Annotated in this window: 20 protein-coding genes; 3 read left to right on the top strand and 17 right to left on the bottom strand. The window is 42.1% G+C overall.

What is annotated here, in order from left to right; genetic code table 11:
* Positions 1 to 4 precede the first annotated feature (4 nt).
* From leuC to typA, 9 genes are all read right to left on the bottom strand, one after another.
* The gene (gene leuC / locus C4B60_RS02060) at positions 5 to 1,414 is read right to left on the bottom strand and encodes a 3-isopropylmalate dehydratase large subunit (protein ID WP_104056227.1); all 1,410 of its coding nucleotides are present in this window, start codon (positions 1,412 to 1,414) and stop codon (positions 5 to 7) included.
* Positions 1,415 to 1,431: 17 nt separating this feature from the next.
* A complete protein-coding gene (leuB, locus tag C4B60_RS02065) occupies positions 1,432 to 2,532 on the bottom strand; it encodes a 3-isopropylmalate dehydrogenase (protein WP_104056229.1) in 1,101 nt (366 codons plus the stop codon).
* A 22-nt stretch (positions 2,533 to 2,554) separates the two neighbouring features.
* Positions 2,555 to 4,093 carry a 2-isopropylmalate synthase gene (locus C4B60_RS02070; protein WP_104056232.1) on the bottom strand — a complete coding sequence of 513 codons (1,539 nt, stop codon included), beginning with the start codon at positions 4,091 to 4,093 and terminating at the stop codon, positions 2,555 to 2,557.
* Positions 4,080 to 5,111 carry a ketol-acid reductoisomerase gene (gene ilvC, locus C4B60_RS02075; RefSeq protein ID WP_104056235.1) on the bottom strand — a complete coding sequence of 344 codons (1,032 nt, stop codon included), beginning with the start codon at positions 5,109 to 5,111 and terminating at the stop codon, positions 4,080 to 4,082. The genes C4B60_RS02070 and ilvC overlap by 14 nt, the downstream gene beginning before the upstream one ends.
* 50 nt (positions 5,112 to 5,161) lie before the next feature.
* The gene (gene ilvN, locus C4B60_RS02080) at positions 5,162 to 5,674 is read right to left on the bottom strand and encodes an acetolactate synthase small subunit (protein WP_104056237.1); all 513 of its coding nucleotides are present in this window, start codon (positions 5,672 to 5,674) and stop codon (positions 5,162 to 5,164) included.
* Positions 5,671 to 7,410 (bottom strand): acetolactate synthase large subunit, encoded by a 1,740-nt coding sequence (gene ilvB, locus C4B60_RS02085; RefSeq protein WP_104056239.1) that lies wholly within the window; start codon positions 7,408 to 7,410, stop codon positions 5,671 to 5,673. The genes ilvN and ilvB overlap by 4 nt, the downstream gene beginning before the upstream one ends.
* A 392-nt stretch (positions 7,411 to 7,802) precedes the next feature.
* Positions 7,803 to 8,702 (bottom strand): branched-chain-amino-acid transaminase, encoded by a 900-nt coding sequence (gene ilvE, locus C4B60_RS02090; protein WP_104056643.1) that lies wholly within the window; start codon positions 8,700 to 8,702, stop codon positions 7,803 to 7,805.
* A 262-nt stretch (positions 8,703 to 8,964) separates the two neighbouring features.
* Positions 8,965 to 9,276, bottom strand: coding sequence for a YlaH-like family protein (locus tag C4B60_RS02095; protein ID WP_104056241.1), 312 nt, complete (start codon positions 9,274 to 9,276; stop codon positions 8,965 to 8,967).
* 22 nt (positions 9,277 to 9,298) lie between these two features.
* Complete coding sequence (gene typA / locus C4B60_RS02100; RefSeq protein ID WP_104056243.1) at positions 9,299 to 11,140, bottom strand: translational GTPase TypA; 1,842 nt, start codon at positions 11,138 to 11,140, stop codon at positions 9,299 to 9,301.
* A 110-nt stretch (positions 11,141 to 11,250) separates the two neighbouring features.
* Here typA and C4B60_RS02105 point away from each other — a divergent pair, with 110 nt between their 5' ends.
* Positions 11,251 to 11,451 (top strand): YlaF family protein, encoded by a 201-nt coding sequence (locus tag C4B60_RS02105; protein WP_245153845.1) that lies wholly within the window; start codon positions 11,251 to 11,253, stop codon positions 11,449 to 11,451.
* Between the two features lie 14 nt (positions 11,452 to 11,465).
* Here C4B60_RS02105 and C4B60_RS02110 read toward each other — a convergent pair whose 3' ends face one another.
* Complete coding sequence (locus C4B60_RS02110) at positions 11,466 to 12,266, bottom strand: inositol monophosphatase family protein (protein ID WP_104056247.1); 801 nt, start codon at positions 12,264 to 12,266, stop codon at positions 11,466 to 11,468.
* A 146-nt stretch (positions 12,267 to 12,412) separates the two neighbouring features.
* Complete coding sequence (locus C4B60_RS02115; protein WP_104056249.1) at positions 12,413 to 12,610, bottom strand: hypothetical protein; 198 nt, start codon at positions 12,608 to 12,610, stop codon at positions 12,413 to 12,415.
* Between the two features lie 249 nt (positions 12,611 to 12,859).
* Here C4B60_RS02115 and C4B60_RS02120 point away from each other — a divergent pair, with 249 nt between their 5' ends.
* Entirely contained in the window at positions 12,860 to 13,495 is a 636-nt protein-coding gene (locus tag C4B60_RS02120) for a YktB family protein (protein ID WP_104056251.1), read from the top strand.
* Positions 13,496 to 13,524: 29 nt separating this feature from the next.
* Here the strand turns inward: C4B60_RS02120 and C4B60_RS02125 are convergent, their stop codons facing one another.
* Positions 13,525 to 13,800 (bottom strand): UPF0223 family protein, encoded by a 276-nt coding sequence (locus tag C4B60_RS02125; protein WP_104056644.1) that lies wholly within the window; start codon positions 13,798 to 13,800, stop codon positions 13,525 to 13,527.
* A 177-nt stretch (positions 13,801 to 13,977) separates the two neighbouring features.
* Between C4B60_RS02125 and C4B60_RS02130 the strand changes: the two genes are divergently transcribed.
* Complete coding sequence (locus C4B60_RS02130; RefSeq protein ID WP_104056253.1) at positions 13,978 to 15,507, top strand: aminotransferase class I/II-fold pyridoxal phosphate-dependent enzyme; 1,530 nt, start codon at positions 13,978 to 13,980, stop codon at positions 15,505 to 15,507.
* Positions 15,508 to 15,659: 152 nt separating this feature from the next.
* Here the strand turns inward: C4B60_RS02130 and C4B60_RS02135 are convergent, their stop codons facing one another.
* The 5 genes from C4B60_RS02135 to pdhA form a co-directional block, all read right to left on the bottom strand.
* On the bottom strand, positions 15,660 to 16,505 hold the full coding sequence (locus tag C4B60_RS02135; protein WP_104056255.1) for a polysaccharide deacetylase family protein: 846 nt from the start codon (positions 16,503 to 16,505) through the stop codon (positions 15,660 to 15,662).
* Positions 16,506 to 16,635: 130 nt separating this feature from the next.
* Positions 16,636 to 18,045: a dihydrolipoyl dehydrogenase gene (gene lpdA / locus C4B60_RS02140; RefSeq protein ID WP_104056257.1), complete on the bottom strand. Its 1,410-nt coding sequence runs from the start codon at positions 18,043 to 18,045 to the stop codon at positions 16,636 to 16,638.
* Between the two features lie 4 nt (positions 18,046 to 18,049).
* Positions 18,050 to 19,399, bottom strand: coding sequence for a dihydrolipoamide acetyltransferase family protein (locus C4B60_RS02145; RefSeq protein ID WP_104056259.1), 1,350 nt, complete (start codon positions 19,397 to 19,399; stop codon positions 18,050 to 18,052).
* A gap of 81 nt (positions 19,400 to 19,480) precedes the next feature.
* Positions 19,481 to 20,458 carry an alpha-ketoacid dehydrogenase subunit beta gene (locus C4B60_RS02150; RefSeq protein WP_104056261.1) on the bottom strand — a complete coding sequence of 326 codons (978 nt, stop codon included), beginning with the start codon at positions 20,456 to 20,458 and terminating at the stop codon, positions 19,481 to 19,483.
* 3 nt (positions 20,459 to 20,461) lie between these two features.
* Positions 20,462 to 21,571 carry a pyruvate dehydrogenase (acetyl-transferring) E1 component subunit alpha gene (gene pdhA / locus C4B60_RS02155; protein WP_104056263.1) on the bottom strand — a complete coding sequence of 370 codons (1,110 nt, stop codon included), beginning with the start codon at positions 21,569 to 21,571 and terminating at the stop codon, positions 20,462 to 20,464.
* Positions 21,572 to 21,904: the final 333 nt, after the last annotated feature.

Here is a 21,904-nt window from a genome sequence, read left to right on the forward strand (position 1 = left end):
CATTCTATGCATGAACGTTCAGCATATGCCGGACGTCTACAAAATGTCCATGAATTGCAGCCGCAGCAGCCATTACCGGGCTGACAAGGTGGGTTCTTGACCCTGCACCCTGCCTGCCTTCAAAATTTCGGTTGGAGGTAGAAGCACAGCGTTCACCCGGCGGCACTATATCGTCATTCATTGCCAGACACATGCTGCAGCCTGACTCTCTCCATTCAAATCCGGCATCCATAAAAATCTTGTCAATGCCTTCTTTTTCAGCTTGCAGCTTTACCGAAAATGATCCCGGCACCACAATTGCCCTAACGTCCTGATGGACTCTTTTGCCCTCTATGAGCTTAGCTGCCTGACGCAAATCACTCAGTCTTGAATTAGTGCAGGAGCCAATAAACACATGTTGAATTTCGATGGCAGATAGAGGTGTCCCCTCCTCAAGATCCATGTATTTCAATGCCTGTTTTAATTCCTGCTGTTCTGAAGATTCCTGATAGTCTGTGGCATACGGGATGGAGGATGATATACCTGAACCCATCGAAGGATTCGTTCCCCAAGTGACAAAGGGTTCAATTTCGTCTGTATGGATTTCAAGCGTCTTATCATACACAGCGCCTTCATCCGAAGCATAATTCAGCCATTTATCTTTAAGTGCTGAAAATTCCTCTCCTTCCGGCACATGTGCCCGTCCTCTCAGGTAATCTACTGTTTTTTCATCCGGACTGATTAAGCCTGCTCTGGCTCCCGCTTCGATGGACATATTGCAAATAGTCATCCGCTCTTCCATTGAGAGCCCTTTAATCGCATCTCCGGTGTACTCAACAATATGGCCCGTTCCGACATCTACACCAAATTTTGAAATAATAGCAAGGATCACATCCTTGGCTGTCACGCCGAACCCTAGCTCTCCAACAATTTTAATTTCCATCGTTTTCGGTTTTGACTGCCACAATGTCTGGGTAGACAAAACGTGCTCAACCTCACTTGTTCCTATCCCGAATGCTAAAGCCCCAAAGGCTCCATGAGTCGAGGTATGACTGTCGCCGCAGACAATTGTTTTACCGGGCTGAGTAAGGCCTAGCTCCGGACCGATTACATGAACAATGCCCTGATCCGGATGGTCCATATGCGCTAGTGGAACACCAAATTCTCTGCAATTATCAGCAAGCGTCTTTATTTGTTTTTTCGAAACCGGGTCTGTGATATTCGTACGGTTTATAGTCGGTACATTATGATCCATTGTCGCAAAGCTTAAATCCGGACGTCTTACTTTCCGGTTATTTAACCTCAGTCCTTCGAAGGCTTGCGGCGATGTTACCTCATGCAATAAATGAAGGTCAATATACAACAGATCCGGCTTTCCTTTTTCTTCATACACAATATGGTCTTTCCATACTTTTTCAATAATCGTTTGTGGCATTTAGACACCTCCCAGTATTACACGTAAGCTGACATTATATGATCGGAAACAAGCTCTCTTTCAAGCTCTTCAATTACTTTATCTGTAAATGCTGTTGTAGAAAGCACTCTGTGGCCAACTTTTTGCACATCAGTTGTACAATATCCATCTTTATAAACGCTGTATACTGCCTGTTCCACTGCAGCAGCTTCTGTGCTCATATTAAATGAATACTTTAGCATCATGGCAACAGACAGGATCGCCGCTGCCGGATTTGCAATATTCATACCTGAGATATCCGGGGCAGATCCGTGTACTGGCTCATATAAACCGAAGCCGTCACTTCTGATACTTGCTGATGGAAGCATGCCCAATGATCCTGTAATGACTGAAGCCTCATCGCTTAGGATGTCGCCGAACAGATTTTCCGTAACAACAACATCAAATGAAGATGGCTGAGTGATCATTTTCATGGCAGCGGCATCCACTAAAATGTGCTCCAGTTCAATATCCGGGTAATATTCTTTTTTCTCTTCTACTATCTCGCGCCAAAGCTTGCTTGATTCGAGCACGTTAGCTTTATCAACAGAGGTTACCTTCCCCTTGCGCACCCTTGCTAACTCAAAGGCTTTTTCTACAATCCGTTCAATTTCTGCTCTGGAATAGGTTAGCGTATCCACAGCCCCGTTAGCCGATTTTCGTTTCGGTTCACCAAAATAAAGGCCTCCGGTTAATTCCCGGACAATCATCATATCCACCTGTTCAACCAAATGTTCTTTTAAAGGAGAAGCATCTACCATTCCCGGAACAGCTTTCACGGGGCGCAGATTTGCAAAAAGTCCAAAATGCTTGCGAATAGCCAGAAGCCCTTTTTCCGGACGCAGATGGGAAGGATTCTGATCCCATCTCGGTCCTCCTACTGCTCCTAAAAGAATCGCATCACTTTTTTCACAAAGTTCCACCGTTTCTTTTGGAAGGGGATCACCAGCATTGTCAATCGCTTCTCCCCCGATCATTCCTTTTTTAACCTGAAAAGAATGGTCGAACCGGCGGCCAACAGCCTGAAGTACTTTAACTGCAGATTTTGTAACCTCTTTTCCTATTCCGTCGCCCTGTAAAACTGCTACTGTTTTTTCCATGGTGATTCCTCCCTGCAATTGATTAAACTGTTTTAGCAAATGACCGGTTGCGTTCATAGATAAGCTGGCGGTTTATCGCATTTAAATATGCTTTTGCTGACGCTTCCAGTACATCCTGTGCAACATCCCGGCCGGTTGAAGAATTGCCGTTAAAGGTTAAGTTTACGACCGCTTCACCAAGTGCGTCCCGACCTTTTCCTATCGATGTAACACGGTAATCAAGAAGATGAACCTTCCCTTTTACCAGACGTTCTAATGTGTTGCAGATCGCTTCAACACTGCCAGATCCTGTGGATGCTTCCTGCAGAAATTCCCCTTCAGGATTTGTTACCGATACAGAGGCTGTTGGAATGCTTCCATTACCATATTGAACCTGTACAGATTTTAATTCATACACCGGCGTGTCGTCCTGGGTTTGTTTATCAGTCAGAATGACATATAAATCATCCTCTGAAATCTCTTTCTTTTTATCTGCTAGTTCTTTAAATGCTACAAAAGCTTCATTTAATTTTTCATCATCCAATTCAAAACCTAGAGCGATTGCCTTGTCTTTAAAAGCATGTCGTCCGGAATGCTTGCCAAGTACAATTCGGTTAGAGGTCTCTCCAATAAGCTCAGGTGTAATAATTTCATAGGTGGTCGGCTCTTTTAGCACGCCGTCCTGATGAATCCCTGACTCGTGGGCAAAAGCATTTTTTCCTACGACCGCTTTATTGGCATGAATAGCCATCCCTGTTAACTGGCTTACGAGCTGACTTGTTCGTTTAATTTCATTAAATTGAATATTCGTATCAAAATGGTACACATCTTTTCTTATATGAAGTGCAACAGCTACCTCTTCAAGAGCTGCGTTTCCTGCACGCTCTCCCAACCCATTTATCGTGCCTTCAACCTGATCCGCTCCATTTTGGATCGCTGCGATGGTATTAGCCGCCGCCATGCCAAGGTCATTGTGGCAGTGTGCAGATAATTTTACACGGTCTACATTTTTCACATTTTCTTTAAGGTAGCGAAACATGGCTCCATATTCAGCAGGAGTTGCGTAGCCCACGGTATCCGGAAGATTGATGGTTGTAGCGCCTGCCTCAATAACCTTATTCATAATCCTTACAAGAAAATCAAGGTCTGACCTGGATGCATCCTCTGCAGACCATTGAACCAGCGGAAAATATTTTTTCGCATGTCTGACAGCATCAACTGCAATTTCCACGACTTGATCAGGTGTTTTCTTAAGCTTATGTGTCATATGAATCGGCGAAGTGGCAAGAAACAGATGTAAATGTGGCTCTGCCCCTCCTTTAAGTGCCTCCCAGGAAGTGTCAATATCGCTTTTAACTGCTCTTGCAAGACCGGTCACCGTTGAAGATTTAACAGTTTGGGCAATCTTTTGAACTGCTTCAAAATCACCTCGGGAGGAGGCAGGAAAACCTGCCTCGATTACATCAATCCCGAGCTTTTCAAGCTGTTTTGCGATCTCAAGCTTTTCAGCTGTGTTCAAATTTATCCCTGCAGACTGTTCTCCGTCGCGAAGTGTCGTATCAAAGATGTCAATTTTCCGCACTAAAGACCACTTCCTTTTGTTCTTTTTTATCCGCTTTAACAAATGGCATCATGCTTCTGAGCTCTCTACCCACCTTTTCAATCTGATGCTCTTCCTCTTGGCGGACAATTGCAGAAAACTCAGGACGGTTCAATTGGTTCTCAAGAAGCCAGCCCTTTGCAAACTTCCCTGTTTGGATATCTGTTAGAATATCTTTCATGCGGGCTTTTGTATCCTGATCGACAACTCTTGGTCCTGACACAAAGTCACCCCACTGAGCAGTATCAGAAATTGAATAACGCATACCTGATAATCCATCTTCATACATAAGGTCAACAATGAGCTTCAGTTCATGGAGACATTCAAAATACGCTAACTCCGGCTGATAGCCTGCTTCGACAAGCGTTTCAAATCCTGCTTTTACTAAAGAGGTCAATCCACCGCAAAGTACAGCCTGTTCACCGAATAAATCTGTTTCGGTTTCTTCTTTGAAGGTCGTTTCAAGAACTCCAGCACGTGCGCTTCCAATGCCTTTAGCATAAGCTAGCGCCACATCCTTTGCCTGTCCTGAAACATCCTGGTATACCGCGAATAAAGCTGGAACACCTGCACCTGATTCAAAGGTTCTGCGGACTAAATGACCAGGCCCCTTTGGTGCAACGAGAAATACATCTACATCAGATGGAGGAACGATCTGATTAAAATGAACATTAAAGCCGTGAGCAAAAACAAGTGATTTTCCGCTTCGTAAGCCCGGCTTAATTTCCTCTTCATAAACAGCCGTCTGGCGTTCATCAGGAAGAAGTACCATAATGATGTCTGCAGCCTCTGAAGCCTCTTTAACGGTTTGGACAGTCAGTCCGTCGCGTTCAGCCTGCTCCCATGACTTTCCTTTTCGTACTCCAACGATTACATCATGACCAAGGTCCTTTAAATTCTGGGCATGTGCATGACCCTGAGAGCCATAACCGATTACCGCTACCTTTTTACCCTGTAATAGAGAATCATTGATATCCTGATTGTAATAAACTTTAGCCATTGAAAATTCCTCCTAGTTAGTGTTCATTTTTTAGTTTTTGTTTAAATTTTTTATAAAATAGACAGCTGCTGAGCAGGAGCTTTCTGGTTTTCGCGAACGAACGCCGTCGCTCCTGTGCGGGTTAATTCTTTAATGCCATAAGGCCTCAGCAGGTCTATAAATGCCTCAATTTTTTCAGGGTCTCCTGTTACCTGTACCGTAATAACATTTTTACTCATATCGATCACAGTGGCTCTGAATGGTTCAATAATGCTTGTGATCTCACTCCTGACTCCAGGAGGCGAAAGGACTTTAATTAATGCGAGCTCTCTTGTCACAATTGCTTTGTCTGTAATGTCGTTAACCTTTAAAACGTCAATCTGTTTTTGCAGCTGTTTTAAAAGCTGTTCAAGCTTTCTCTGATCCTCTACATGAACAACAAATGTCATTTTTGAAATTCCGGCTTGTTCGGTGTGGCCAACAGTAATGCTTTCAATATTAAATTGGCGTTTCATTAGTAGTCCTGTTACCCTGTTTAACACGCCGCTTTGGTTAATAACGGTTGTTGTGATTACGCGTTTCATCCTTTCACCCCGATCATTTCATGAAGCCCTTTTCCAGGTGCTACCATAGGATAAACATTTTCCATTTGCTCTACCCGGCAATCGATTAATGCCGGACGGTTTGAAGAGAAAACTTTTTCAAATAATTTATCTGCATCCTCGTAATTCTCTACTTTATAGCCTTCGATATCATAAGCTTCAGCAAGCTTCACAAAATCAGGCTGTGATGGCAATAAAGACTCGGAATATCTTTCTTCATAGAAGGTTTGCTGCCATTGTCTGACCATCCCAAGACACTGATTATTCAAGATTATGATCTTAACAGGCAGCTGACTTTCCTGAAGCAGGGATAGTTCCTGCAGCGTCATCTGAAAGCCTCCATCTCCTGTAAAGGAAACAACTGTTTTATCAGGCTTGGCCATTTGAGCACCTATAGCTGCCGGAAAACCAAATCCCATTGTCCCAAGTCCTCCTGAGGTCACCCAGTTATCAGCGTCATTAAACCGGTAGAACTGTGCAGCCCACATTTGATGCTGACCAACGTCTGTCGTTACGACTGCATCGCCTTTTGTGTGACGATGAACAAGCTCGATAACTTCCTGCGGGAGCATTTTTTCTGATTTTCTTTTATATTGAAGCGGATAATTTTCCTTCATTTCGTTTAAATGCTTGTTCCATTTATCAATTGATAATTGACCGATTTCAAGCTTCTGCAGGGCCTGGAGGGCTTCCTTTGCATCTGCTACGATCGGAATGGCTGTTTCTACGTTTTTGCCGATTTCAGCAGGATCGATATCAATATGGACCACTGATGCGTTTGGTGCGAAGTGCTCTAGATTTCCAGTGAGCCTGTCATCAAATCTTGCTCCAATATTGATTAACAAATCCGCTTCGCAAATGGCCATATTAGCGGTATAGGTTCCATGCATGCCGGCCATTCCTAAAAATTGAGGATGATCCCCCGGGATCGTCCCAAGACCCAGCAATGTATTGGTAACCGGCACCCCGGTTGCTTCTACAAACTCTACAAATTCCTTTGATGCTTTACCATGCAGAATGCCTGCTCCCGCTAAAATTAACGGTTTCTGAGCTTTTTGCAGGGCTTGCGCTACTTTTTGAATCTGCAGGAAATTAGGTGAAGTAGTCGGCTGATAACCTGGCAAATTCAGATCCTTTACTTTGATTTCAGATTTTGTAAAGACTTCGTTTGAAATGTTCTTTGGAATATCAACAAGTACGGGACCCGGTCTTCCTGTAGAAGCAATATGAAATGCTTCATGAATGATTCTAGGGAGGTCCTCCACTTTTTTCACCTGATAGTTATGCTTGGTGATCGGCTGAGTGATACCGACAATATCCGCTTCCTGAAAGGCATCAGTTCCAATAACGGCGCTGGCTACCTGACCGGTAAACACCACAAGCGGCAGTGAATCCATCATGGCATCTGCTATTCCTGTCACAAGGTTTGTAGCTCCCGGTCCTGAAGTGGCAATCACAACACCAGTTTTCCCTGATACTCTGGCGTATCCTTCAGCTGCATGAATGGCGCCCTGTTCATGTCTTGCCAGAATATGCGGGATTGGATTTTTATATAATGCATCGTAAATTGGAAGAACTGCACCTCCGGGGTATCCAAAAATCATTTCAACACCCTCATTTTGAAGTGACTGGATAAAAACATCTGACCCTTGAAGCTTTTCCTTTGGTAGTTCTCCACCGATCATTTGTGCTTCCTGGTGCTTAACATTTACGCTCATTTATAGCGCCTCCTTTTTCAGTCAATGATTTATGACGTATGGACTAAATGGCGTCAAACAAAATAAAAAAGCCTTTTTCAGCCCATACAAAAAGATTGCCTTTTGTATAGGGATGAAAAGACTTTTCATGGTACCACCCTACTTCACAGCTGCTGCTGCCTCTCGAACAGAACACTCTGTTCTTTGATAACGGACGTTTGATGTACGTCCGGGATGCACCTACTGGAAATGACGTTCAGTGCCCCACTCCGAGGGGATGTCATGATCAGCAGCATTACCGGCTTCCACCATAACCGGCTCTCTGTAAATGCAGACGCTTGATCACTTTTGCCTCATCAATGATTTAGCTTTAATTTAATGCTTTACCTTATGAATGTATTAAATAATTTATGCTAGCCAACATTCAATTTCGGGTCGTAAACCTTTATACCATCTGAAACAACAAGATCCCTGAAGGATTGCAGAAGCTCATTCGTGATTTCCCCAGGTTTGCCTGTGCCAATAGATCTTCCATCCACTTTCACTACCGCGATAACTTCAGCAGCAGTCCCGGTTAAGAATACTTCATCTGCCACATATACATCATGTCTTGTGAACACGGCTTCTTCCATGGAATATCCTTTTTTTCTTGCGATTTCGATAATGGCGTTGCGTGTAATCCCTTCCAACGCTCCAACGTAACCCGGAGGAGTCAGAATTTTTTTATCTCTTATGATGAAAATATTATCTGCCGAGCCCTCTGCCACATAACCCTGATCATTAAGCATTAACGCCTCAGGGACGCCAGCAAGGCCAGCTTCAATTTTTACAAGTATATTATTTAAATAGTTCAGTGATTTTACTTTTGGGCTAAGAACATCCGAGCGGTTTCTTCTGCTTGCCACGGTGACAATTTCAATTCCGCTCTCATATAGCTCTTTCGGAAAAAGTGCTAAGGATTCAGCGATTACGATAACATTCGGCTGTTTACAGGAAAAAGGATCTAATCCGAGATTCCCGGGCCCTCTGGATACGACCAGTCTGATATATGCATCGGATAAATTGTTTTTACGCAACGTCTCCAGTACAATCTCGCTCATTTCCTCTTTCGAAAAAGGCATTTCAAGTAAAATTGATTTTGCAGAATCATATAATCTCACCAGATGTTCATTTAAGCGGAATACATTGCCATTGTAGGCTCTAATCCCTTCGAACACCCCATCGCCATATAGAAAGCCATGATCATAAACTGATACTTTGGCATTTTCTTTTGTCACAAACTCGCCATTCATAAAAATTAACTGTTCGCTCACCTTAATCACTCCTTCCAGCTTACCTTGCTGCATCCTCTCAAAGCTTGATGCGCTTGAATTGTTGACAATCATAACGCGGATAAAGTATAGCGTCAACAGCTAAAGGTTAAATTTTTAGACAAATTAGAATATTTAATCTAATTGTATGCGTTTACATCTTTGATCTTATAAGGTTTTAAAATTTTTAAAAAATATTTTTCTAACGCGGCTATGTAAGAAGAAAAAGCCTGTCCAATAGAAAATTGGACAGGCTTTTTTGTACTTAAATTGTTCCTTTTGCTTGTTCTCTTCGCAATCGGATTTTGTAAATGACTAAAATTAACGCTGCAATAATTAACCCTTCAGTTATAGGGAGAAATATTGCCAGGAAGGTCAAAACGGTGCACCCGGCAATAAGAAAAATGTAGATGACAGCCGATTTCAAAATCGGGAGCTTTTTAGCAAAGCCCAATTTATAAACTAAAATCGACAAAGCAATTATAGTGATATAAAGAAACCACATGCCCAGCTCGGGATTGACATCCACACGGTACAGCGCAGGAAAAAAAGATAATCGATCTTCCACATTGACCATGCAAAATCACTCCTGTCGTCTATTATGCCTGTTCAGCAGTTTTTTTCTTTTTCTGAGAACGCTCACGCTCGCTCTTATCAAGAATCTTCTTGCGCAGACGAATTGATTCCGGAGTAACCTCACATAGCTCATCATCATTCAAATACTCTAAAGATTCCTCAAGCGTCATAATACGAGGCTTTTTAAGAGTCGTTGTCTGCTCTTTATTTGCAGAACGAATATTGTTTGCAGCTTTGATTTTTGTCACGTTGACAGTTAAATCATTGTCACGTGTGTGCTGGCCGACAATCATTCCTTCGTACACTTCTGTACCCGGCTCAACAAAAATCGTGCCGCGGTCTTCAACCCCAAGAATGGCGTATTGAGAAGCCTGGCCTTTATCCATTGAAACAAGAACACCTTCACGTCGTCCGCCGACACGGCCTGTTTGCATAGGCTGATAGCTGTCAAACGAGTGGTTGATAATTCCATAGCCGCGTGTAAGTGTTAAGAACTCAGTTGTATAACCAATTAATCCGCGTGCAGGGATCATAAATACAAGACGAACTTGTCCATTTCCGTTATTAATCATGTCGAGCATTTCGCCTTTACGCTCTCCCATTGATTCAATAACAGACCCTACATATTCTTCTGGTATATCAATTTGAACGCGTTCTACCGGCTCACTGCGAACACCATCAATTTCACGTACGATAACCTCAGGCTTTGATACCTGTAATTCGAATCCTTCACGTCTCATGTTCTCAATTAAAATGGACAAGTGAAGCTCTCCGCGTCCTGAAACTACCCATGCATCAGGTGAAGCAGTATTTTCAACGCGCAGACTCACATCTGTTTCAAGCTGAGCACGCAGACGCTCTTCAATTTTGCGGGATGTGACGAATTTTCCTTCACGGCCTGCAAACGGGCTGTTATTCACTAAAAATGTCATTTGAAGAGTCGGCTCATCAATGCGCAATACCGGAAGTGCATCCTGGTTGTCGATCGGACAAACCGTTTCTCCCACGTTGATGTCTTCCATACCGGATACGGCAATTAAGTCACCGGCTTGTGCTTTTTGAATTTCAACACGCTTCAAGCCAAGGAAACCAAAGATTTTTGTCACACGGAAGTTTTTGACTGAACCGTCAAGCTTCATAAGCGCAACCTGCTGGCCAACCTCCATCGTTCCTCTGAACACGCGGCCAATACCGATACGTCCTACATAATCGTTATAATCAAGCAATGCAATTTGGAATTGCAATGGATCTTCACTATTATCTACAGGAGCAGGGATGTTCTCAACAATGGACTCGTAAAGAGATTCCATGGTTTCATCCTGTTTTTCAGGATTCATGCTTGCTGTTCCATTAATGGCAGAAGCATAGATCACCGGGAATTCAAGCTGGTCTTCGTTTGCGTCAAGCTCGATAAATAAATTTAATACTTCATCGATTACACCTTCAGGACGTGCAGCATCCCGGTCGATTTTATTAACTACTACAATAGGAGTTAAATTTTGCTCAAGGGCTTTTTTCAATACGAAACGGGTCTGAGGCATACAGCCTTCATAAGCATCAACGACTAACAATACGCCATCAACCATTTTCATAATACGCTCTACTTCTCCACCGAAGTCAGCGTGTCCTGGTGTATCCAAAATGTTGATTCGTGTATCTTTGTATTGAATCGCAGTATTTTTAGCAAGAATGGTGATACCGCGCTCTCTTTCCAGGTCATTTGAGTCCATTGCACGCTCTTCCACATGTTCGTTTGAACGGAAGATACCAGATTGCTTAAGCAGCTGGTCTACCAGTGTCGTTTTTCCGTGGTCTACGTGAGCGATAATTGCAATATTTCGAAGATCTTGTCTTAACTTTGTCATTATTTCACTCCTGAATGCTTTTCCAAGCTTTATTAACTGTACTATTATATCATATAAGGTGGAAATACAAAAATTAATTATGTAGAATGGAAATCAAGGAGGTTGATGGCGTGGAAAAAGGGAATGGAATTTTCATCCTATATGCATTTGCAGCAGTCCTGGCAATGACAGGAGTAGGAATAGCAGTCGGGGAAAGAAGCTTTCTTGGTGCTGTTATTTCACTAATTGCTTTAACAGCTGTTTTTGGAATGGGGTTTAAAACGAAGAAAAAACATAGAGAACTTGCTGAATTAAAAAATGCTGAGCAGTAAAGCTCAGCATTTTTTTATAGTTTCCCCTGCAAATAATTCTGATAAATTTCATTATGCACATCAGCATTTCCGGCAAATAATGAATCTTTTCCTAGAAGGGAATGAGTTTGATTTTGCAGATTGGTCACGACTCCTCCAACCTCTTCAATTAAAATTTTCCCCCCTGCAATATCCCAAGGAGCAAGCCTCATAGTCAGGTATCCATCCAGCCTTCCGGCAGCAACATAAGCCAGCTCTAATGCAGCAGACCCGTATGACCGTGTCCCGCGAACATCATGTACGATTGGCCCAAAGATCTGATAAGGAACTTTTTCGTGAGGCGTTATCCATGTTGCATTAATTGAAAAAATAGCTTCTGAAACCGGGACAGGCTTTAAGGGCTTCAGCTTCTCCTCATTCATATAAGCACCATTCCCTTTATGAGCATGATACAGCTCGTCCAGAACCACGTCATAAATATAACCGAGCATTCCAATTCCATTATGGTAAATGCCAATTGAAATAGCAAAATTACGCTGCTGGTGAACAAAGTTCATTGTGCCATCGATCGGATCTACTATCCACACTGTCCCTTCATGGGATGTGACCTGATCACCATAACCTTCTTCTCCAAGAATTTTATGATCAGGATTATACCTCCTGATCTCCTTCACAAAATATTGTTCGATTTCTTTATCCATATTTGTGACAAGATCATTGGCATTGCTTTTAGATTCAATGCTTAATTTGTCTTTAAAGGAGTTCTTTATGGTTTCTCCTGCATGATGAATTAAATCCTTTGCAAAGCGATCAATCTCATTCCAGTTTTCTGTCATTCAAATACCCTCCAGAAAATCATCTTCATTCAAGAGTAGCTCACATAAAATAATTCCGCAAGAAATATCCTCCGCAAGAAATAAAGACGAATACGCTGGTTTACAGAGCATTCGTCTTTATTTGATCCTATAAATTAGTACAACCTTTACACGCCGCCTTTAAGTTCAATAAGTTCTTTGCGGATTCCGGAAAGCTTTTCTTTAGAAACATCCATTGAGCTGACATTTTGTTCTTCCATTGCTTCAAAAAGTACTGCAAGTTCATAGTCCAATTCCAAACGCAGGATCGCCATTCTTTCTGATTTCAGATCTCTTTTTCTAGTAACCTGGATGACCTGTTTCATTTCCTTGCCCCCTCCAACTTAACCGATCGACGGCTATTTCAAGATTTAGTTGTTTTTTCTTGTTAATCCATTCTATGCGGGATGGATCATTTTATTCGTAATAAAGAGTTATGCTACAATAGCTAAAAGTTGTTGTTTTGAGTGGCCCTCAAAAATCTTATTTATAGTATAGCCTAAATATTCAGGCTTCAAACGATGGTGAGCATATTTTTGACTCTCCAAGCTTCACAACAGAAAGGAAGAAATTTAATGACAAATGGTTTTGAGCAAAAGGATTTCGATATTTTCCAAGTACCTGGACTTGAAGAAAGAATGGAACTGATTCAGACGGTTATTCAGCCTAAGTTTGCTGCACTGGGAGAAGAATTGGTGCCTTTTTTAACAGAAGAACTGAATGAAGACATGCACCTTCATATTGCCCGTCACGCCCGCAGAACGGTCAATCCTCCGAGTGACACCTGGATGGCTATTTCCCCGAGTAAAAGAGGCTATAAAAAACTGCCTCATTTTCAAGTGGGCTTATGGGATGATCACTTGTTTATCTGGCTTGCCTATATATATGAGCTGCCGGAGAAAGCAGAGATTGCTGAAGCCCTTATCGATGATTTGGAGAGTGTTTATCAGTCACTTCCTGAAGACGGCTGGATTTCATCCGATCATATGAAAAAAGAGGCAGATAAAATAAATGAAATGGGTAAAGAAGATTTCCTTTCAATCCTTGAGCGCTTTAAAAAAGTGAAAAAGGCAGAGTTTTTAGTCGGCAAAAGATTCCTTCCATCTGATGATGCAGTTCAGGACAATGAAAAATTAATTGAGGAAATCAAAAAGACATATTCAGCTCTGCTGCCAATCTACCGCCACAGCCTTAAGGCAGCACAAAAATAAAGGATTGGATCTGAAATAGATCCAATCCTTTATTTTTTAATTGAAAAACGTTCATTCGGTTCTGTGTTTTTCGCCTTTTTTACGACCCGGTAAGTTGAAAAGCCGCTATTCTCTTCAAATTCCTTATCAATAGTCTTCTCTTCTGATTTACTCGGTACAATTTCTTTGAAGCGTTTGTAGGTCTTCATAAATTCTTCACGATCAACAGAGGATCCATATGCTTTTTCGACCATTTCAAAAAACTTCATGACATCGATAATTTCTTCTGTAGACCAGTCGATCGAAATTGGGTATTGATATTCCATTTCTTCACCTTCTTTATTAAAACTTTTCAGCTTTATTGTACCGGAAATTGATCTTAACTCAAAATATCCTGCAAAAAAAAGCATCGTCTCTTTTTCGTTTTCTTTCCCTGTTAGAAATGCTATAATTCTTCTGTTATACTCCGTAAAATAAATACCCTTAATGAGGTGACATAAAAATTGTCTGATACATCGGTAAACTCAGCAACTTTAGACGTCAGGCGTTCAGCCGGAAAAACATTAACGCAAAAAGATACGCCGCTCTTTACCGGCTTAAAAAAGCATAGCGCTAATAACCCTGTGCAATTCCATATTCCCGGTCACAAAAAAGGTGCGGGCATGGATCCTGAATTCAGGGAATTTGTCGGCGAAAATATATTGTCGATTGATTTAATTAACATCGCTCCGCTGGATGATCTTCACCAGCCAAAAAGCTTAATCAAGGATGCACAGGATTTAGCTGCAAAAGCGTTTGGCGCAGACTTTACCTTTTTCTCCGTTCAGGGAACAAGTGGCGCTATAATGACGATGGTAATGAGCGTTTGCGGTCCTGGAGAAAAAATTATTGTGCCAAGAAATGTTCATAAGTCCGTCATGTCTGCGATCGTTTTTTGCGGAGCCATTCCTGTATTCATTCACCCTGAAGTAGATCAGGAACTCGGGATCTCTCACGGAATTACACCGGACTCAGTGTCTAATGCACTGGAGCAGCACCCTGATGCGAAAGGAATTCTTGTTATTAATCCTACTTATTTCGGGATTTCAGCAGACCTAAGAAGTATTGTGGAGATTGCCCATTCCTATAAGGTGCCTGTTCTTGTCGATGAGGCTCACGGAGTTCATATCCATTTCAACGAAAAGCTTCCGGTTTCAGCAATGCAGGCCGGCGCTGATATGGCTGCAACAAGCGTGCACAAGCTTGGAGGGTCTATGACGCAAAGCTCGATTTTAAACCTTAAAAAAGGACTAGTTTCTGCTAAGAGGGTCCAAACGATTTTAAGTATGCTGACGACAACATCTACGTCCTACCCGCTGCTTGCTTCTTTGGATGTGGCAAGAAAAAGACTCGCAACTGAAGGAGAAAGATTAATCGAAGAAACAATTGAACTGGCACAATATATCAGATCTGAACTGCAGCAGATAAATCAATTAACCTGTATCGGATCTGAAATTATCGGAACTAAAGCTACATTCGATTATGACCCGACGAAAATCATTATATCTGTAAAAGAGCTTGGAATTACAGGGTATCAGGCGGAGAAATGGCTAAGAGATGAATATAATATAGAAGTGGAGCTTTCCGATCTTTATAATATCCTTTGTATCATCACTCCAGGGGACACAAAGAATGAAGCGGATATTTTAATCAAAGCTATGAAGTCTTTATCAAAAACATTTGAGCATGGTGAAGATTTTAAATCTCCAGAGGTTTTACTTCCAGGTATACCTTTATTGGCCTTATCACCAAGAGAAGCATTTTATTCAGAAACGGAAGTACTGCCGATTGGTGATACAGTGGGAAGGATTTGCGCAGAATTTATTATGGTTTATCCTCCGGGCATACCGATTTTTATTCCTGGAGAAATTATTACACAGGAAAACCTATCCTACATTCATGAAAATATTGAAGCCGGACTTCCGGTTCAGGGGCCTGAGGATGAGTCCCTATCCTATTTAAGAGTAATTAAAGAGCATCGTGCAATCAAATAAAAAAGAGGCTGATAGCAGCCTCTTTTTTATTATTATACATGACGGTCAATTGGCTGATCTGCAAGCCCGGAGCTTCTTACTCCCATCCCCACAGGATTGTAAGCGCTTCCCTGCTATTCTATCCTATGGAGTGAGGGTTTTCAATCATTTTTTTAATTTTCGTCCCCAGGCCGTACAATGGCAGCAGGGTCTACAAATTCATACCCTTTATTTCTCAAGCCTGTCACCAAAGATGGCAATGCTTCATTTGTCCATGCACGGTCATGCATAAGAAGGTTTGCGCCATTTGCAAGAAATTCTGTATTGACCATAATGTCAGAAAGGGCAGCTGCATCCTGATACTCAACTTCCCAGTCATAGCCGTATGTCCAGTTCATCAGAAGCATACCTTCCTCTAAAGCGAGCTGTTCGGTAAAGTCCGTATTGGCTCCAAAGGGCGCTCTGAAGAATACAGGGCGTTCTCCTATTATTTCTTCTACACGGTCATTTAATGACACAATCTCTTCCCTTTGCTCTTCTTCTGTCAAATCTCGTAAATTTGGGTGAGAGAAGGTATGGTTGCCGATCGGAAAGCCCAACTCGTGTATTTCTTTAAGTTTCTCTTCCTCTTCAGGTGTATCTAAAAAATGTCCATTCACGAAAAAAATTGCGTGAACATTCATTTCCTTAAGTGTGTGTGCCATTTCAACCCCATATTTATCGGGCGCATCATCAATCGTCAGCAGGGCGACCTGAGGATCAGCTTCTCCGATAGGCTGCACTGACCAATTTACTTCATTGATTTCATACAGCTTTTCAACCTGTACATCTCCAGCTGCTTCTTCTGTTTCTTCCTCATGGTCTTCTTCAGGCGGCACAATCTCTTCTTCTACCTCCTGATCCGTTTCTCCCTGCGGCATTTCCTCAATTGCACCCTCATCCTGCTTTTCTGCCTTGTCTGTTGAACAGGCTGATAAAAGCAAAATACTCGTTACGCCCATTGCTGTTATGTATTTCATCCAACCTCACCTTTCGATAACATTTCCCAACTTATTTTATCACAATTAGCATTTAATGTAATGGTTTGTCATATATTTAAATTTTTTCCTGATAAAAAAAACCCTCCGGTGTGATCCGGAGGGATATGATTTATTTTACAATATGGATTGGCGTTCCTAATGCAACTTCCGCTGCTTCCATTGTAATTTCACCTAAAGTTGGGTGAGCATGAATTGTCATGGCAACATCTTCTGCAGTCATGCCAGCTTCAATCGCTAAGCCAAGCTCAGCAACGATATCTGAAGCTCCATCTCCTGCGATTTGTGCTCCGATAATCAAGCCATCCTCTTTACGGGTAACAATCTTCACAAAACCTTCTGTCTGGTTAAGTGCTAAAGCACGTCCGTTTGCAGCAAATGGGAACTTAGCTGCAGTCACTTCAATGCCTTCTTCTTTAGCTGAAGCTTCTGAATGACCTACTGTTGCAAGCTCAGGATCTGTGAAGCACACAGCTGGGATTGCAAGGTAATCAACTTCAGATTTTTCGCCGCTGATAACTTCTGCAGCTACTTTACCTTCATAAGAAGCTTTATGAGCAAGCGGTGGGCCATCAACAATATCACCGATTGCGAAAATATTGCTTACGCTTGTACGGCATTGCTTATCCGTTTTAACGATGCCGCGGTCGGACATTTCAATACCAACCTGCTCTAGGCCGATTTCATCTGTGTTTGGACGGCGTCCTACTGTTACCAGTACGTATTCAGCCTCAACCTTCACTTCTTCGCCTTTCGCTTCATAAGTGACGGTTACACCTTCATCCGATTCATCTACGCCTTTAGCCATCGCTTTTGTGATAACAGTAACACCTTTTTTCTTAAGGCCTTTTTTCACGATAGACGTCATTTGCTTTTCAAATCCGCCAAGGATGTCGTCAGCACCTTCAAGTATGGTTACTTCAGTACCCATATTCGCATAAGCAGTGCTGAGCTCAGTGCCAATATATCCTCCGCCGATTACGACTAGGCTCTTAGGAACCTCTTTTAATGCAAGTGCGCCAGTAGAATCAAGGACACGTTTAGAAAATTTAAAAGTAGGAATTTCAATCGGTCTTGAACCGGTTGCAAGAATTGCATTTTTGAATTTGTACGTTTGCGCTGAATTATCATCCATAACACGGACTGTTTCACTGTCCACGAAGTATGCTTCACCGCGTACCAGTTCAACTTTATTTCCTTTTAACAGACCTTCAACACCGCCTGTTAATTTTTTCACAACGCCAGCTTTCCATTCCTGAGCTTTTTCGAAATTAAGCTTTACATTTTCAGCTACAATTCCCATATCGTCAGAATGTTGAGCCTGTTCAAAGCGGTGACCGATTGTAATCATAGCTTTAGAAGGAATACAGCCGACATTCAGACAAACGCCGCCTACATATTCTTTTTCTACAATTGTTACTTTTTGTCCGAGCTGAGCAGCACGAATTGCTGCTACATAACCTCCAGGACCTGATCCGATGACAAGTGTGTCTGTTTCGATTGGGAAATCTCCAACTACCATGGTTTTACGCCTCCATTAGTAAAAGTTCTGGATCGTTCAATAAACGCTTAATAAGGTTTAATGCATTCTGAGCAGTTGCTCCATCAATAATACGGTGATCAAAGCTCAATGATAATGCTAACACAGGTGCGGCTACAATTTCACCATTTTTTACGACAGGTTTTTCTGCAATTCGACCAATTCCTAAGATTGCAACCTCAGGATGATTAATTACAGGTGTGAACCATTGTCCGCCTGCAGAACCGATGTTGGTAATTGTGCAAGAAGCACCCTTCATCTCGTTACCGGAAAGTTTTCCGTCACGAGCTTTTGTTGCAAGCTCATTGATCTGGTCAGAAATGCTGAAGATGGATTTACGGTCAGCATCCTTCACTACAGGTACAACAAGTCCTTTTTCTGTGTCGGCAGCAATACCGATATTGTAGTAGTGCTTTTGAATAATTTCCTGTGCATCATCGTCAATCGACGTGTTTAATGCCGGGAACTCACGAAGTGCAGCAACAAGTGCTTTTACTACGTATGGAAGGAATGTAAGCTTGATATTTCTTTCCATCGCAACTTCCTTGAACTTCTTGCGGTGTGCTACAAGTTTGGTTACATCGATTTCATCCATCAAAGTTACGTGAGGTGCAGTCTGCTTAGAGTTAACCATTGCTTTTGCAATTGCTTTTCTCATTCCGCTCATTTTCTCACGGGTTTCAGGATACTGGCCTTCAGGCACTTGTTGTTTAGATGAAGATTTTTCTTCCGTTTTTGCTGAAGCTTCTTTAGTTTCCTCTGCTGGTGCTGAAGCTTCCTCAGACGCTGTATCCCCGCTTAGGTAAGAATCAACATCATCCTTGGAAATTCGTCCGTTTTTACCTGAACCAGATACATAACGGATATCAACATCGTTATCTCTTGCATATTTCCTTACAGAAGGCATCGCAATGATTCGACGGTCAGGATCAACATCGCTTTCAACTGCAGGTGATGTTTCTACGTTATCAGTAGATTCTTCCTGAACAGACTCAGCTTTTTCTTCTTTAGGTTCTTCTTTAGACTCTTCTTTAGGCTCTTCCTTTTTGGAAGAATCGTCATCGCTGTCTGAGCCTTTAAATTTAAGGTTTTCATATCCAGGTGCATCAAATTTAATCAGTGTATCGCCAACTACTGCTACGGCGCCTTCTTCAACAAGAATATCCTCGACTGTACCTGCAACAGGGGAAGGAATTTCTACAACTGCTTTATCATTCTGCACTTCACATAGAACATCATCTTCTTCAACTTTATCACCTTTGGTAATAAACCACTTTACGATCTCACCTTCGTGAATACCTTCACCAATGTCTGGCAATTTAAATTCAAATGACAATGTTTTCACCCTCCTGATAATTCATAATTTTGCTTATTACGTTAGAAACGGAGAAAAATCTCCGTTTCGTGTGAATCTCTATTAAAATTCCAATACCTTTTTAGCTGTAGCAATAACGTCTTTTGCGTTTGGAAGCCACACTGATTCCGCTTGAGAGAACGGGAACACAGTATCAGCTGCTGTAACACGAAGAACCGGTGCTTCAAGGCTTAAGATAGCACGATCATTAATTTCAGCTACTACACTGGAAGCAATTCCAGCTTGCTTTTGAGCTTCCTGAACGACGATCGCACGATTTGTTTTTTCAACTGATGCAATAATGGTTTCAATATCAAGCGGCTGAATTGTACGAAGGTCAATTACTTCTACAGAGTGTCCTTCTTTTTCAAGAGCTTCAGCTGCTTTAAGTGATTCATGTACCATTGCACCGTAAGTAATGATAGAAAGATCAGTTCCTTCACGCTTCACATCAGCTTTGCCAAGTTCAATTGTGTATTCTTCTTCAGGGACATCTTCACGGAATGAGCGGTATAGCTTCATATGCTCAAGGAAAATCACAGGATCGTTGTCGCGAATAGCTGAAATAAGCAAGCCTTTTGCGTCCTTAGGTGTAGAAGGAATAACGACCTTTAATCCAGGCTGCTGCGCCATAAGCCCTTCAAGGCTGTCAGCGTGAAGCTCAGGAGTGTGAACACCGCCGCCAAATGGTGAGCGGATTGTAACCGGTGAAGAGTATTTTCCGCCGCTGCGGTATCTCATACGAGCCATTTGTCCGCTTACAGAGTCCATTACTTCAAATACGAAACCGAAAAACTGGATTTCCGGAACCGGACGGTAGCCTTCAAGTGCAAGACCGATGGCAAGGCCGCCAATACCTGATTCTGCAAGAGGGGTATCAAATACTCTGTCCTCACCAAACTCTTTTTGAAGGCCTTCAGTTGCACGGAAAACTCCGCCGTTTAAACCGACATCCTCACCAAAGACAAGTACATTTTCATCGTTCTTCATTTCAGTGCGTAAAGCGTCCGTGATGGCTTGAATCATTGTCATTTGCGCCATGGCTTACTTCGACTCCTTCTCTTTGTAGATTTCGTACTGTTCTTTCAGGTTGAAAGGCATTTCATCATACATGATCTCCATTAGATCCGTTACTTTTTGTTTTGCTGTATCGTCAGCCACTTTAATGGCTTCTTTAATTTCTTCTTTTGCTTGTTCGATTGACTCGTTCTCTCTTTCTTCATTCCAAAGATTCTTGTCTTCAAGGAATTTTCTGAAGCGAACAAGCGGATCTCTTTTTTCCCACTCTGTATCCATTTCGTCTGTACGGTAACGGGTAGGGTCATCTCCTGCCATTGTGTGCGGGCCGTAACGGTAGCAAAGTGTCTCAATCAGTGTTGGACCTTCACCATTAACAGCGCGGTCGCGGGCATCTTTTGTCGCAACGTATACTGCAAGCGGGTCCATACCGTCAACAAGAATTCCCGGAATTCCGGCAGAAACTGCTTTTTGAGCAATTGTTTTACCTTTAGTCTGCTTATCTCTTGGTGTTGAGATAGCGAACTGATTGTTTTGCACGACAAAGATTGCCGGTGCGCTGTATGCTCCAGCAAAGTTGATTCCTTCGTAGAAATCTCCTTGAGAAGAACCCCCATCACCTGTGTACGTAATTGCTACAGAGCTCTTACCACGTCTTTTCAGGCCAAGAGCGATTCCGGCAGTTTGTACATATTGAGCTCCGATGATGATTTGAGGAGGCAATACATTAACGCCTTCAGGTGATTTATTTCCTAAGTAATGACCACGGGAGAATAAAAACGCCTGAGATAATGGAAGTCCGTGCCAGATAATCTGAGGTACATCACGATAACCTGGAACTACCCAGTCTTCCTGCTCAAGAGCGAAGTGAGAAGCGATTTGTGATGCTTCCTGTCCGGCAGTCGGAGCATAGAATCCAAGACGTCCCTGACGATTTAACGAAATAGAACGCTGATCAAGAATTCTTGTGTACACCATGCGGTGCATTAATTCCTGAAGCTCCTCATCACTTAAATCAGGCATTGCATCTTCATTAACGATATTTCCATCCTGATCAAGAATTTGAAACATTTCAAACTGATCTTCGATTTTTTCGAGCGTTTTTACTGCGTCGAACTGGGCTGTTTTCTTAGCCATTAAATCCACCTATCCTTCCGTTATTGAAATTTATAGGAGCTGCACTTCTTTGGGCCTCTCCGAAAAAACACACAAGTAGACATACTTTTTATTTTTCCACAAACCTGCTGTAAAAAAACATTTTCATTTATAATTTATTTTTCTGTATCAATTATTTTTAAATATTTACTGATACAATGTTCATTACCTGATTAAGTTTACAATAACAAAAACCTCAACGTCAACACATACGTGTTAGCTTTTTTCTTTTCTTTTTCGGACATTCAAAAAATACGAAAATCACCAATTCTGTACTACTAAAACTCTTCAAACTGTACTATTTTTATTGTGACA

This window comes from Jeotgalibacillus proteolyticus (assembly GCF_002926065.1).
In the GTDB taxonomy this organism is placed as follows: Bacteria; Bacillota; Bacilli; order Bacillales; family Jeotgalibacillaceae; genus Jeotgalibacillus; species Jeotgalibacillus proteolyticus.

Coding starts and splice junctions, on each gene's coding strand:
- leuC (WP_104056227.1), bottom strand. CDS start 1,414: ATGCCACAAACGATTATTGAAAAAGTATGGAAAGACCATATTGTGTAT.
- leuB (WP_104056229.1), bottom strand. CDS start 2,532: ATGGAAAAAACAGTAGCAGTTTTACAGGGCGACGGAATAGGAAAAGAG.
- ilvC (WP_104056235.1), bottom strand. CDS start 5,111: ATGGCTAAAGTTTATTACAATCAGGATATCAATGATTCTCTATTACAG.
- ilvN (WP_104056237.1), bottom strand. CDS start 5,674: ATGAAACGCGTAATCACAACAACCGTTATTAACCAAAGCGGCGTGTTA.
- ilvB (WP_104056239.1), bottom strand. CDS start 7,410: ATGAGCGTAAATGTTAAGCACCAGGAAGCACAAATGATCGGTGGAGAA.
- C4B60_RS02095 (WP_104056241.1), bottom strand. CDS start 9,276: ATGGTCAATGTGGAAGATCGATTATCTTTTTTTCCTGCGCTGTACCGT.
- typA (WP_104056243.1), bottom strand. CDS start 11,140: ATGACAAAGTTAAGACAAGATCTTCGAAATATTGCAATTATCGCTCAC.
- C4B60_RS02110 (WP_104056247.1), bottom strand. CDS start 12,266: ATGACAGAAAACTGGAATGAGATTGATCGCTTTGCAAAGGATTTAATT.
- C4B60_RS02115 (WP_104056249.1), bottom strand. CDS start 12,610: ATGAAACAGGTCATCCAGGTTACTAGAAAAAGAGATCTGAAATCAGAA.
- C4B60_RS02120 (WP_104056251.1), top strand. CDS start 12,860: ATGACAAATGGTTTTGAGCAAAAGGATTTCGATATTTTCCAAGTACCT.
- C4B60_RS02125 (WP_104056644.1), bottom strand. CDS start 13,800: ATGGAATATCAATACCCAATTTCGATCGACTGGTCTACAGAAGAAATT.
- C4B60_RS02135 (WP_104056255.1), bottom strand. CDS start 16,505: ATGAAATACATAACAGCAATGGGCGTAACGAGTATTTTGCTTTTATCA.
- lpdA (WP_104056257.1), bottom strand. CDS start 18,045: ATGGTAGTTGGAGATTTCCCAATCGAAACAGACACACTTGTCATCGGA.
- C4B60_RS02150 (WP_104056261.1), bottom strand. CDS start 20,458: ATGGCGCAAATGACAATGATTCAAGCCATCACGGACGCTTTACGCACT.
- pdhA (WP_104056263.1), bottom strand. CDS start 21,571: ATGGCTAAGAAAACAGCCCAGTTCGACGCAGTAAAAACGCTCGAAAAA.